Annotated in this window: 7 protein-coding genes; 4 read left to right on the top strand and 3 right to left on the bottom strand. The window is 55.4% G+C overall.

Going from position 1 to position 13,805, the window contains the following annotated elements; translation table 11 throughout:
* Window positions 1–4: 4 nt before the first annotated feature.
* Both JAO32_RS01610 and JAO32_RS01605 read right to left on the bottom strand, forming a co-directional pair.
* Window positions 5–3,310 carry a TonB-dependent receptor gene (locus tag JAO32_RS01610; RefSeq protein ID WP_334236823.1) on the bottom strand — a complete coding sequence of 1,102 codons (3,306 nt, stop codon included), beginning with the start codon at window positions 3,308–3,310 and terminating at the stop codon, window positions 5–7.
* Between the two features lie 38 nt (window positions 3,311–3,348).
* Window positions 3,349–4,845 carry a sulfatase family protein gene (locus JAO32_RS01605; RefSeq protein ID WP_334236821.1) on the bottom strand — a complete coding sequence of 499 codons (1,497 nt, stop codon included), beginning with the start codon at window positions 4,843–4,845 and terminating at the stop codon, window positions 3,349–3,351.
* Window positions 4,846–5,117: 272 nt separating this feature from the next.
* Between JAO32_RS01605 and JAO32_RS01600 the strand changes: the two genes are divergently transcribed.
* Window positions 5,118–6,626, top strand: coding sequence for a hypothetical protein (locus tag JAO32_RS01600; protein ID WP_334236819.1), 1,509 nt, complete (start codon window positions 5,118–5,120; stop codon window positions 6,624–6,626).
* 40 nt (window positions 6,627–6,666) lie between these two features.
* Here the strand turns inward: JAO32_RS01600 and JAO32_RS01595 are convergent, their stop codons facing one another.
* The gene (locus JAO32_RS01595; RefSeq protein WP_334236817.1) at window positions 6,667–8,802 is read right to left on the bottom strand and encodes a hypothetical protein; all 2,136 of its coding nucleotides are present in this window, start codon (window positions 8,800–8,802) and stop codon (window positions 6,667–6,669) included.
* A gap of 313 nt (window positions 8,803–9,115) precedes the next feature.
* Between JAO32_RS01595 and JAO32_RS01590 the strand changes: the two genes are divergently transcribed.
* Genes JAO32_RS01590 through JAO32_RS01580 form a run of 3 tightly spaced genes read left to right on the top strand, consistent with a single transcriptional unit; the run spans window position 9,116 to window position 13,664 of the window.
* Entirely contained in the window at window positions 9,116–12,193 is a 3,078-nt protein-coding gene (locus tag JAO32_RS01590) for a TonB-dependent receptor (RefSeq protein WP_334236815.1), read from the top strand.
* Window positions 12,190–12,504 (top strand): hypothetical protein, encoded by a 315-nt coding sequence (locus tag JAO32_RS01585; protein ID WP_334236813.1) that lies wholly within the window; start codon window positions 12,190–12,192, stop codon window positions 12,502–12,504. Before JAO32_RS01590 ends, JAO32_RS01585 begins: the two co-directional genes overlap by 4 nt.
* A 59-nt stretch (window positions 12,505–12,563) precedes the next feature.
* The gene (locus tag JAO32_RS01580; protein WP_334236811.1) at window positions 12,564–13,664 is read left to right on the top strand and encodes a tyrosine-protein phosphatase; all 1,101 of its coding nucleotides are present in this window, start codon (window positions 12,564–12,566) and stop codon (window positions 13,662–13,664) included.
* The last annotated feature ends 141 nt before the right edge of the window (window positions 13,665–13,805 follow it).

Below are 13,805 nucleotides of genomic sequence, written 5' to 3'. Positions count from 1 at the left end.
AGCTTTAGAAGGCCAATTTCACGGCGATCTGCAAAATCCTTGCGGCCTGCGTGCTTGAAATGACACCGGCTGTGGGTGATCCAATCGTGGCAGCAGGATTGTTGAAGTTCGACCGGTTGAGTGTATTGAATGCTTCGCCGCGGAGATCGAGGTCGTAGCGATCACCAAAAAGCACATGACGTTCTACTGTCATGTCCACGTTGAAGTAGCCAGGACCGGTGAGGATACCCGTTCCAGAATTGCCAAACGTGTACTGCGCTGGTGCTACAAAGGCTGTCGTATCAAACCAGCGATTGATCGTACGTCCTGATGACAAAGCGCCACTTCCAACGCGATTCGGGCGCTGCGTTCCACCGCCCGAAGAGTTCGATACGTTGCTGCTGTAGAAGACGGTGAAAGGCGAACCGGAATGGAGCGACCACACGCTGCTCACGCTCCAGGGGCCGGCAATGTGCGAGACGAATCCGTGATTGAGAAAACGCCGCTTCGGTCCGAAAGGCAGCTCATACACTTCATTCACCACAAGGTTATGGCGGAGGTCATCAGCGGACCGCCCATAATTGCAGCGCAGGCAACTGTTGTCCTGAATGTCATTGTTACCTCCGCCATTTGGATTGCCGAAGTCTGACAGATACTTTGAATACGTGTAAGAAACACCGAAGTTCAAGCCACCAGACGTTCGCTTCTCTGCATGCACCTGAAGGCTGTTGTAGTTACCATCCGCAACTCCACCACGATATGCCACATTCACAAGATTGGGATTGATGGTGTAGTAGGGGCGACGCGGCCCCTGATCCCCCGCGCCCGGTCGTGATTGGTTCAGGTTCAAACTGTTCACCAATAAATGATGGCTGACTGTACCGACGTAGCTCACATCCAGAATCACATCCTTGCGCAGCTCACGCTGTACGCCAAGACTGAATTGCGTCACGCTGGTCTGCCGCGTGTTGGGGTCCCATACGGTTGGGCTACCGGTGGAGATGGCACTGATGTTATTCGGATCCGGTGCCACCGGCGTCGGCAAGCCGTTGCGCAATAACGCTGTGGGCGCCGCGTTTACAGATGTAGTGATCGCCTGTGCGAAGTAATACGGCAGGTTTTTGTAGAGCTGCGCACCGCCCACAAGCGTATCTACATAGGAGATGCCGAAGCCCGCTCGCAGCACTGTTTTGCGTGAGCCATCCAGTGTGTATGCCAGACCAAGACGCGGCGAGATCGTCTTCAAATCAAAGTTGCGGAGACGACGTCCATTGCCATTCAATCCTGCCACCTTCAGCAGACCAGTCTTTATATCGAGATTCGCCCAGTGATCATGCACCTCATAGGGTGGTGCACTGATGTCCCAACGAACGCCATAATCCAGTGTCAGTCGATCCGTTGCACGCCATGTGTCCTGCACGTACGGAGCAAGCTGGAAGGTGCGCATACCAAAGCTACCGGTGAGAATGTTGCGGCTTGCACTGTCTGTAGCGCCAAGGGCAAGATCCGCCAGAGCGTAATACTGCAACTGCGTGGCTGATACAGTGGCGGCATTATTCAAACGGGTGTATTGACCGTTGAAGTCAAAGGTTCCACGCACGGGAAAGGCTGAAAAACCATTAAACCGATGGCGCAGGAAAAGCAGACCTGCCTTAATCGTATGATTCCCTGCTGTGTGTGTCAGATTGCCGTCGTACTGGAAGGTGGTGATGTGGCTAATTTCGGGATAAGTTGAACTGTCGCCCAGTGCCGAAAATCCGCTGAGAGTAAATGCAGGCAGACCACCTGATTGCGCACTGTAGTTGATGCCGGGAATTCCAAGGTTCGTTGCTGCCGGAACATTCAGATTCACCGGCGCGACATTGGCATTCCACCGTACGATAGCCGCATGCAAATCAAGCAGTGTGTTTGCTGAGAAGACATGCGAGTAGCCCAGTGTTCCCGATTGCGCGAAGGCATCGGTCTGGTATCCGTTGCTGCCAGTTGAAAGATACGGCCCTACCTGAATATTCGCAGCAGGATTGGGATACATGGTGCCGGGTACTGTCTGCGATGCGCGGTCATATGCGTACTTGAAGAAGAGCCTGTCCGAGCTGAATAGATTCTGATCTATACGAACGTCAAATTGGTTATCTCGCAACAGCAAGCTTGGCGTGATGGTGTAGTTGTTCGTCGCGTTGCCATTGGTGGGCAACGGGATCAGGCTTACCAGTTTTACTGCTGCAGGATCCAGATCAGCGGAGAGGTTGTTGCCCGCATACGGCGTGCGCGTTGTCACACCACCTACTGTGGTTGTCGTGTACGGGTTGTAGACCGTGACGGGCGCACCGCTGAAATTGCCTGTCTTCACCATGTTCACCATGGCCTGCGTTGGAATTGTTGTTGTCTGCGTTACAGGCGTGTGCTGCCGAATCCCTTGGTAATCCGCGAAGAAAAAGGTGTGATCGCGAATGATAGGACCACCCACGTTGCCACCAAAAACATTGCGGTTGTACTTTGGCCGCGCAAGTCCAGCCTGTTTTGCGAAGTATGTATTCGCATTCAGCAGATCGTTGCGCAGAAACTCCCACGCAGCGCCATGAAACTGGTTTGCGCCACTCTTTGTGCTGACCAGTGTGACAGCACCGGCCGATTCACCAAACTCAGCCGTATAGCTGCTCGTCAACACGCGGTATTCCTGGATGGAATCCACGACAGGCACGATCACCAGGGTATTCAGCCACTGATTGCGGTTATAAATCCCATCGATCAAGTAAGAGTTGGTTGCAGCGGTTGTGCCATTCACGCTGAAGTTGGCGCCACCGCGAATGGAGTATGCACTACCACCTTCGCCAAGATTGCTTGCTGTGCCCTGATGTGCTCCGGGAGTCAGCAGCACAAGGTCTGTAAAGTTTCGCGTTGCCAGCGGCAGGTTCACTACCTGCTTACTATCCACCAGCGATGACACGGTGCCGCTCTGCGATTGCAGCAATGAAGCCTGCGCACTCACTTCTACGGTTTCCGCAGTGCTACCCACCGTCAGCTCAAGGTCCAGCGTGAGCGAACTCGCCGTGGTCAGCGTGATGCCCGAACGGTCCAACTTCCGAAACCCCTGGGCTTCCACTGTGACGGTATAAGCACCAATCGGCAGCGATGATCCTACATATTCGCCGCTTGCATTCGAATGCAGTGTGCGCGAAAACTGCGTCGAATTATTCGTCAACGTAACTGTTGCATCAGGAACAACCGCGCCGGACTTATCGCGGACGGTCCCCAGGATATTACCCGTCTGCTGAGCAAACGCAGCAGCACTGACAAACAGCAAGGAGGGGAGGATAAACAGTTTCTTCATGGATGGCCTCAAAGATGGATCGTCAAAGTCGTGCATTGTTAAGCGTGCGGCTGTGGCGACGGCAGTTTCTGCCAGCGCCGAATCTGTGCTTTCATCGCTGCACATCGCTCTGCGTTTTCGGGAACTGCGGCAACGTTATGCAGTTCCTGCGGATCGGATTTCAGGTTGTAAAGCTCAGGGATATCGTTTTCCCAAAGGGTGTACTTCCAGTCGCCTTCGCGAAGCATGGTCTTGGGCTGCTTACCGCCCAGAGCGTATTCGGCATATACGGGTCCGAAGGCGTGAGGCTTTCCATCCAACAGCGGACGCATACTGCGTCCATCGTTGGGCTGCAGCAACGGGACACCCGCAAGATCGGTGAATGTGCTGCATAGGTTCACCTGACTCACTGGCTCTGTCACCGTGTTCGCACTCTGTCCGGGAACGCGCAGCAGCAAAGGGATGCCGCATGAACCTTCATAGAACTCAAACTTCGCCCAAAGGCCCAGTTCCCCAAGCATGTCGCCGTGGTCAGACGTGTAGCAGACAATGGTGTCGTTCTCCAGGTTCAGGCTGCGAAGCGTGGCCATGACCTGCCCCAACGCATCGTCCATTTGGGCGAGGTTGGCGTAATAGAAGGCAAGCCGCTTCTTCGCCTCCACGGGATCGTGCAGCTCTGGCGTGGGTGCGTCGAACGCAATTGTCTTTTGCACTTCCTGCGGCAGAGTCGCAAGGTTTGCCTTGCCCCAGCTCGCGGGCAGTTCCATGTCCTGCCAACGAAACATGTCTGCAAAGCGCTTCGCGGGCATAAACGGGTCGTGTGGCTTGAGGAACGACGACACCAGAAAGAATGGTCGATCCGCATTCCCAAACCGCTTGAGAAAGCGATTCGACTCTCGTGCCACAAACGATTCAAAGTGGTCTTGCTCTGGCATTAAGGAGATCTCGCCTACTGCCACAGATCCCTTCCGCGAATCCAGGGTGCGATGCCCTTTCCAGGGATCGCCTTCCTCGCGCCACAGGTCATCAATCTCCGGCAATCCGGAACCGGAGTTGGGACGACCAAGTTCATCCGCATACAACTGCGTCTTGGGTCCGAGTTGTTGGAACCAGTCATTGAAGCCCAGGTGGTAGTCAAAGCCGTGGGTCTGAGCATCCACCCAGTGCATCTTTCCCACTAGCCCTGTCATGTAGCCCGCCGCGGCGAAGTGGTGTGCCATCGTCTTGTGTTCGGGCGCGTACGGTGTCGCATTGTTCTGCGCCTCGTTGTTATGGCTGTACAGGCCCGTCATCAGCGAAGCGCGCGAAGGTGTGCACACGGGGTTCGTGCAATAGGCCTGGGTAAAGCGGCTGCCCGACGCGGCAAGAGCATCCAGATTCGGCGTATGGGCGACGCGGTCGCCGCTACATCCCATCACGCGACGATTGTGCTGATCGGACATTAGCAACAGAACGTTAGGCCGTCGTTGGTTGGGAGTCGACGCTCCCGATCCACGACTGATCGCCGTAACAGCTGCAAGCGATCCGGCCTGAGCAAGAAATGTCCTTCGATTCAAAGCGATATCTCCACTGGATTTATGAACCCTCGAAGCATTGGCTTCCGTACGCTTCCCTGCAAAGGTGAAAACACGGTGTGTTCTGCTAACTGGCGGCGGAAGAATAAGTTATGAATGCGGAGAGGGGTTACTTTACACCGTGTAAAACACGGATTGCGTTTGGCATCATCGGCAACGTACGATGTTCGACCAACAGCTCAGTCGCACATCATGGCGATGCTCGTTTACCACGACACAAATTTTCAGAAGGGTATTAGCGCAGGCAACAACAGGTGGCCGCAGAGGGACAGGCCAGACAACTGTCGAAGATGGGCAGCAGAGTGCTCATGTGCTTTTGCAGCATAACAACAAACGCACCTGGGTTCAAAATCATGGCTGAAGAAAAACGCGTCGCAGAACCCGACAACGGCATTCTCGCCACCAGACGTTCTCGTGTTGCGGAGGTCGCTCAGATTCGCGATGAGTCGTACACCGGCTCACTGGAGTGGCAGGCCGTTCTTCGTATTACAAGCAGCCACGGCTTCGCGAAATCAGCGCTGCTCTCAAACTTTCTACGCTATGTCTGCGAGAAAAAGCTGCAGGGGCGCGTCGGAGAAATCACCGAGCAGCAGATTGGCACACAGGCTTTTGGCCGTCCGGCAGCGTACAACCCTGGCGATGACAACATCGTGCGCAATTACGCACGCATCCTTCGTCAACGTCTCGAAGATTTTTACACCGAGGAAGGGCATGACGAAGCCTTGCGTATTGTCATCCCTCGGGGCAGCTATATACCTCACTTCGAACAGCAAACTCTTCATCGGGAGGATAGCCAAGGTCCTGTTGCAACATCGACTAATCTCCCACCGGCGTTGCCGATCGCACAGTCCTATGAAGGCAATGATCAACCAAAGGGCGCGGAGCCTCTATGGAGGAGCAGAAAAACCGGGACTATCGTAGCGGTAACCGTAGTGCTGCTGATCTTCGCTTTATACGCTGGCAGAAGAATCTGGGTTGCATACCATCCAGATGTCTACACCGAGTTCTGGAATGAAGTACTCACGCCGGGTCGGTCGAATGTGGTGGTGTTGGCCGATAGTGGTTTGGGTGTGTTGCAAGATCTCACCGGGGCTCGAATCGGTCTTCATGAGTATGCGTTCGGAGATACATCGTCGCTATCGACTGCGTTCGCACATCGTTATCCCGAGGCGTCTTTTGGGATTGATCGTTTTAAGAACTTAACCAGTACGGCCGATGTCCATTCCCTGCTCGATCTTGTCGGATTGCCCCAATTTGCTGCGGCCACACCTCGCGTCCGTTCCGCGCAAGAGGTACATATGGATGATCTCTCCGCTTCCAATGCAATCATTGTCGGCGGCCCGCGAGCAAATCCATGGGGCGATCTCTACGAGCCGACCTCAGACTTCCGACTTGAAATCCCAGGTGAATATCGGGCATCCCAGTTGGATGCACGTGTCGTCATCAATAAGAATCCCAAAGCTGGAGAAGCCAGTCGTTATTCCAATGGGTTCAATTCTGAAGAAGGCTATGTGAACCACAGCATCTTGTCCTTCCTGCCCAGTCTGGACGGCCATGGGCATGTTCTGATCTTCCGTGGCGGCAATATGGGAGCAACGCAGGCTACTGCTGACTTCGCCACGGATCGGCTTTCCATGGAACCGATCCTCAAACAAGCACGCAATCCCGACGGAACACTTCGCCCCTTTGAGGTGCTGCTGGAAACTCGTGTGATTGGCGCAAGTTCACCCAAGGCACAAGTACTGCTTGTGCACTACAAGTGAAATTTGTAACGGCCGAAGCCTGCATGTTCGGAGTTCCGGTTCAGGGCTGTGCGGGCAACTGGGTCGTGAACACGGTGGAGTTGTGTCGAAGGAAGCGAGTCGCCAGCAGTCGGCTGCCATCCTGCGCTACGTCAAACCCCTGCGTGACGATCGGAAGAGCTTCGCTATAGGCGGGAATGCGCCACATCGTCCGCTGTGATTTGTCAGCCGGATCGATGCGTTCGATACGCACGTATGGTTCATCGGCTTTGGAAACAGCAACGTAGACGCCGTCGTGTGTGACGACCAGGCTGTTCGTGAAAGCGGGCCGCGCGTCGATGCGTAGTATCTCTTCGGTTGTGCCATCGAACAGGTTCAGCCGACAAAGCCGAACTGGTTCCGTATAGTCGATGTAATAGAGCCACTTGCCGTCCGGCGAGGCGGCAAAGCTGGAGACAACCTGCGTGAAAAGCGGTTCAGCAGGACGCTTTCCGTCTGTGGCGATACGCCATAGACGCGGCGTTCCATCTTCATTGGAAGAGAAGAAGATGTAAGCACTATCGCTGCTGAATACGGGGTTGAAATTCCGGCTGCGTCCGTTCGTTAGTTTTCTTACATCACCACTTTTCGCATCAACAACGTAGATGTTCGTCGCGCCATTCTCGCGAAAACCGAAGGTAATCTGATCCCCGTTGGGTGACCAGTGTGGCGTAAACAGAAAGCCGTCTCCTGAAAAGTGCGTCAATTGTTCTGGCGCGTTGTCCCCTCTCCGGTAGCGCCAAAGCTGCTCTACTCCGGAGCGCGTACTAACGAACGCGATCGTGTTGCCGTCTGGCGAGTAAGTAGGAGCTTCGTCGATTTCGTTGCCGGGGAATAGCGGAGAAGGTGACGTATTGCCGTGCTGCTCAACAATCTCCGTTGCCAGATCGACATGCCGGAAGGCGAGAACGTCCTGGTTCAAAGCAACGGGTTCAACTGCTACGAAGCCATCTGGAGAAACTGGCGCGGGGGTTCCCCCTGTGACAGGAATTTTGTAGATGTTGAAGACGTCGTTCTGCGTGCGATCCGATGCGAACAGAATATTGCGGCTATCCGCCGAAAATGCGATGCCGCGAACACCGCGATTATCCGATGTTAGTTGGCGCACATCGCTTACGTTTTCCCCATTCAACCGCAACACGTATAGATCGCCCAGACCGCCCCGATGAAAGGCAACGTATTTGCCGTCTGGCGAGAACTTTCCCTCCAGATCACCGGAAGAGCGTATGGGCGGAGAGGTAAGCAAAACACGCGCTTGATCCGCAATTCTTAGCAACAACAGCCGCACCGGCACGTTCGGAGATACCTGGTTGTATGTGAGGAGATACTTGCCGTCCGGCGACCAGTCAAGGACTGGATGGTACAAGCTCACACCAAGGTAAGCCGTGAAAGGACCGGTTACCGTCTCATCTCCCGTCGCCATCTGCACGCGCACAATGCCAAAGCGTACGTCGTCAAGGCTTCGGATCAATGCAATCTGACGACCATCCGGTGACCACACAGGTCGGTATTCATTTCCATTGCCCTGAGTTAAACGCTGCGGTGCATGGCCTGGCCGCAATTCCATTGTGTATACAAAGGTCCGGTTATGCCCGTCAGCCTGAACAAATGCCACGCTCTTTTGGTCTGGCGACCATGCCACATCGGTTACATCGGGCGGCAAGAGATCGAGAGGACGCAAGGATTGCAGATTAGCAACCCTGTTGGTGACGTGGCTCTTATCGCCTGGCTTGAACTTTAGGAATGCGACAGTCGCGATAACAATTGCCAAAGTGGAGAGAAGAGCGATCCATCGAAGTGTCAGCGGACGGGCTTCTACAGGGGAAGCTGAAATTACCTGAGCAACCGGTGCAGTGGGTTCAGGTTGGAGGGTGGAGTCAGCTTCCTCCTTTACAATCTCCTGCGATATTTTCAGTGGTTCCGGCTCACATTCTGGCTGCTTCAGCAGCGACTGCGCTCCATTTGCCCAGAGAAACTGTGGCACGTAGCTTCCCTTGGGAAGCTCAATCAGAATTGGATCCCCGCGTCCGGTGGTTCTGTAATAGTGCGCCAGCTTCTCCCGAACGCGTCGGGCATGCACGCGAACAATTGGATCTACTTTGGGATCGTAGCTGGCTTCGCGTAGAAAGACCTCCATTGCAATGGAGGTCTCTTTCAAACTCCAATTCTCCCCATGGATTTTCGAGGTCACACAGTACGAGAGGAACTGGGAAGATCGCGCCGCATTGGCAAAGACATTCGACCGCAGGATGCGGTCCAACTGTGCCAAAATTTCCTCATTTCGCGGCATGCACTCAAGGTTAGTTACCGTCTGTTAACCGGAGTTGAACACTGTAACCCCTTTTTACCCGCGTTACGGCGATTTCTTTCCTGAAGCCGGGGCAACCTTGGCACATGACCTTCCAGCGAAATTCCTCGCTTCTTCGCGGTCCTGTGCTCAGTGCAGCGCTTCTGGCGATCGTTCCGGGAGCTTGGCACAGAGCATCGCGATCAGCGGCCACGTCACAGATGCCTCCGGGGCACCTATCCGCAACGCCAATGTCGATGTCACCAGCGCCGCGACCAATGCTGTCGTCAGCGTTCACACGAACGGTGAGGGTTACTTCCTGTTGCCGCCGCTCAACGCCGGCAAATATACGCTGCACGCAGTAGCGCCGACCTTCGCCCCCTACACGGTCAGCGACCTAACGCTCGAAGTGGGATCTTCACGCGGCGTTGACATTTCATTGAAGGCTGCCAGCGAAGCGCAGTCTGTAGAGGTCACGGCGACGGCTCCCGAACTGGTTACGAATCACCCGGATCGTGGCAATGTAATTGAGAGCCAGCTTGTGCAGAACACGCCGCTTAATGTGCGTAATCCATTGCAGCTGGTGAATTTCGCGCAGGGCGTCACGGCCTACAATTCACAGTCTGGTAACAACGAGCAGAGCCAGGCTTACACGAACACCTTTCGCATCAACGGCGCCAAGCTGGCAACGACGGAAAGTCTGCTGGACGGTGCGGCCAACACCACCACCTACGACTACAACGCTGCAGCGGCAGTTCCGCAGGTGGATTCCATCCAGGAATTCAAGGTGCTGACAACCGCTTACGCTCCGGAATGGGGTCGCACCAGCGGCGGAATCGTCACATTTGCCACGCGTTCCGGTTCCAACCAGTTGCATGGCAGCGTGTTCGAATACCTCCGCAACAGTCTTCTGGACGCGAACGGATACAACGCGAACGCCGCAGGTACCGCGAAGCCGCATTTCCAGCGTAACCAGTTCGGCTATGCGCTGGGTGGTCCAATCATCCTGCCGCATGTCTACAACGGGCGCGAACGCACCTTCTTCTTTTCCACCTTTGAAGGACTACGTCAAAGCCAGGCCGGATCTTACCTTGGCACGGTTCCCACGGCGCTGGAGCGGAAAGGCGACTTCTCGCAGACGCACGATACCAACGGAACCCTGATCACGATGTATGATCCGCGCACCACGCGACTGGATCCGACCGCACCGGCAGGCACCACGCGCTACATCCGTAATCCGTTCGCGGGCAATGTCATCCCGCAGAGCTACCTGAACACAACTGGCCTCGCCATCCTGGGGAACTACCCGCTGCCGAACCGCGCCGGTCAGGGTTACAGCAGCACCAATAACTTCTTCTCCAACGCGACGACCTCCAGCAATCAGAACAACGTCAATCTGCGTGTTGACCATCGCATCTCGGATCGCCAAAGCATCTATGGCCGATTTAACTGGTTCCAGCGCAACAACAACTATCCCGATCCCTTCGGCAATCACTTCAGCCCTGAGCCGGGAAATCAGCGCCTGCCCGGCTACAACATGATGTTGGACCACACATTGGTCCTGAATTCGCGGCTGGTTTTCGAGCACCACATCCTCTACGCGCATCAGGAATCAAACCGCGTGCCCGCCTCACTCGGATTCGATCCGGGAAGCCTTGGCTTCAATAGCAATGTGACTGCCGGGCTCACCTCCACAACCTTTCCAACAGTCACTGCGACACGCCTCAGCTCCATGGGCGCGACCGGCGGTCTGGAAAAGGATTACGGAACAACGTGGCAATATGCAGCGGCACTCACGCAGTTATTGGGTCGTCATTCGCTTAAGTACGGCTTCGACTTCCGCCACTTTTCTGTTGGCTTGAACATCGCACAGCTTGTAACGGTAACGGCCGCAGGCAATTACACGGGCGGCCCGAATCCGCAGGCAGCCGTAGGCACATCGGGGAGCGGCGCAGCGGACCTTCTGCTGGGTGCGGCTACGGTCAGCAGCGGCTATGCTCCTTCCTTCGTTGCCAGCCATCCGTACTTCGCTGGATTCGCTCAGGATGAATTCCACATCACTCCGAGGCTGACGCTGACCTACGGCGTGCGTTACAACCTGGAATTACCAGACCTGGAAGCAAAGAACCAATACGTCTATCTCGATCTGACCACGCCGTCACCGCTGAACAATCAGGTGAGTTCGCTGGGCACGCTGACAGGCGGACCGGGATTCGTTGGCGCCAATGGAAACAACCGTCGCCTTCAAAACACGCAGCACTTTAACTTCGATCCGCGTGTTGGTTTTGCCTACCGTGCGGACGAACGGACAGTGGTGCGTGGCGGCTTCGGTATCTTCCATGCGCCTGCCGTGGATCTGGCGAACTCCAGCATCGGCTATGCTGCCGTGACGACATCGAATCCGACACTTGCCGATGGTGTAACTCCGCAGTTCAACCTGAGCAATCCCTTTCCGAATGGCTTGACCCAACCCACTGGCAACTCGTTGGGGCTGAACACGAACCTGGGACAAAACATCACCGGTTCTGAGCGCCAGCAGCACATCAGCTACTACGAGCAGTGGTCGTTGGATGTGCAGCGACAGTTGCCCGGCAACCTGGTCCTCACCGCCGGCTATGCCGCCAACAACGGTCTGCACCTATACCAGCCGGTGAACTTCAATCAACTTGCGGACAGCAATCTTTCTCTTGGTTCGAGTCTGCTGAGCACGGTTGCGAATCCGTTCTACGGCGTTATCACGGATAAGACCTCCATCTTGAGCGCGCCCACCGTGCAACGTGGACAGTTGCTTCGTCCGCATCCGCAATTCCTGAACATGACAGCCACCACTGGCGTGGGTGCCTCCAACTACAACGCATTCCAGGTTTCGCTGGAACGACGTTTCTCGCAGGGCTTCTCACTGTTGGCCGCATACACCTTCAGCAAGATGTTCGACAACGTAGGCGATTACTTCACGACGGCACAGTTCCAGAACAACAACTGTCCATCGTGTGATCGCTCCATCTCGTCGCAGGACCTGACTCATGTTTTGCGAATCAGCGGTCAGTATGAACTGCCCATGGGACATGGCAAGCCTTTCCTGTCGCACGGCGTCATGAGTGAGGTACTGGGCGGCTTTACTGTCGGCAGCTTCTACACCTTTGACAGCGGCCTGCCCATCACAGTGTCCTCGCCGAATTACTGCAACTGCTTCGGCGTGGTACGTCGATGCGTCCCACACTCACAGGCGCTTCTACCGCAGTACAAGGTGGCCGAAAGATGACCAACGGGAGCCTGTACTTCAACCCTGCCGCATTCACCACGACTGCTCCTTACACCTTCGGCAACGCTCCGCGTTATCTCGCAGGTGTTCGGGCACCCGGAACGAACAACTTCGACATGCTGGCTTCGCGGCGCTTCCAGTTGCCCGAAACCATGGCGCTCGACTTCAAGGTTGAGTTCTTCAATGCCTTCAATCGTGTTCAGTTTGCTGGACCGAACACAAGCATCGCGTCCACAAGCTTTGGGCAGATCTTCCTTACACAATCGAATCTGCCGCGCGAAATTCAGGCGAGCCTTCGCCTCAACTTCTAAACCCCACGCACGAATGGGTTGCGCTCGGTTACTCCGAGCGCAACCAGAAGGATAGACCCATGCAATTTCGTAGTTTTTACGCGCTGCTTCTCGCCTCCGCAGTAACGGGAGCCGCACACGCTGACATCGTCAATCTGAAATGTGTGCAGACTGGCGCAGACGAATACAAGCTGACATACACGCTCACTGGCAACACCAAGTCTGTTGCGGTTCTCGCGAGCGCAGAAGCAAACAGCGTTCCAACCTCCGCCCCGTTGCGCACCGTGTCGGAGAACACTGTCACGATCCACGCAGGCAAGCCGCACGAGCGCATGTATTTCTACCTGAAAGCAGACACCGGCGAAGTGAGCGAAGTTTCCATTCGCCATCTTCCTCTGGAAGGCACACCAAACTTTCGCGATCTGGGTGGCTATAAGACAACCGACGGCCGCACGGTGCGTTGGGGTTTGCTCTATCGTTCAGGCGTGCTGACATACCTTACACCAGAGGATTACAAGTATCTTTCTGGCCTCGGCATCCGCGTTGTGTGCGACTTCCGTACGAAGGAAGAGGCTCAGGCCGCAGCGGAAACCTGGATTCCAGGAAGTTCGGCAGAACAGATCAGCCTTCCCATCGGCGCCAAACCCAAAGAGCCCGGCCAGGAACCCACAGTACGTCAGTCATTTGATCCAAATGCCACACCGGAACAGATGCGCAAGGCTATGTCTTCCACCTACGGCACCTTCGCCTTCTATTCCGCAGAGCAGTACGCGGCAGTCTTTCAGCAGTTGAAGAACGACCACTTGCCGCTGCTGTACCACTGCACCGCCGGGAAGGATCGCACTGGTGTCTTCAGCGCATTGGTATTGCTGACGCTGGGTGTGCCAGAAGAAACAGTGTTGGCAGACTACGCTCTTACCAACGAATACCTGGGCGCGAACATGAACAGCGAAGCCATGAAGAAGATGATGGCAGCGAGCGGCGCAAGCAATCTTAACGCCATGAAGAACCTGACACCGGAGCAACAGAAGGTCATGATGGTCGCCGATCCGGAATATCTAAGGGCAACACTCCGTCAGATCAATGAGAAGTACGGCAGCTTCGACAACTACCGCCGGACAGTTCTGCACGTCTCGGATGCCGATGCGGCGCAGTTACGCGAACGTCTCACCGAGCGATAAAACATGTTTCCAGGACCACCGCTGCGGGGAACCTCAATACCGGTTTCTCGCAGCGGGTCTTGCGTTTCGCTAGCTATTAACACGACTCGCAGCGTTTGCATCGACTTAGCGATGTGAAGCCTCAGAGTCGATGGCGAGGAA

Source organism: Terriglobus sp. ADX1 (genome assembly GCF_036877645.1).
Lineage (GTDB): Bacteria > Acidobacteriota > Terriglobia > Terriglobales > Acidobacteriaceae > Terriglobus.
The sequence above is the reverse complement of the archived record's forward strand: the minus strand, read 5'-3'. Positions and strand labels throughout refer to the sequence as shown.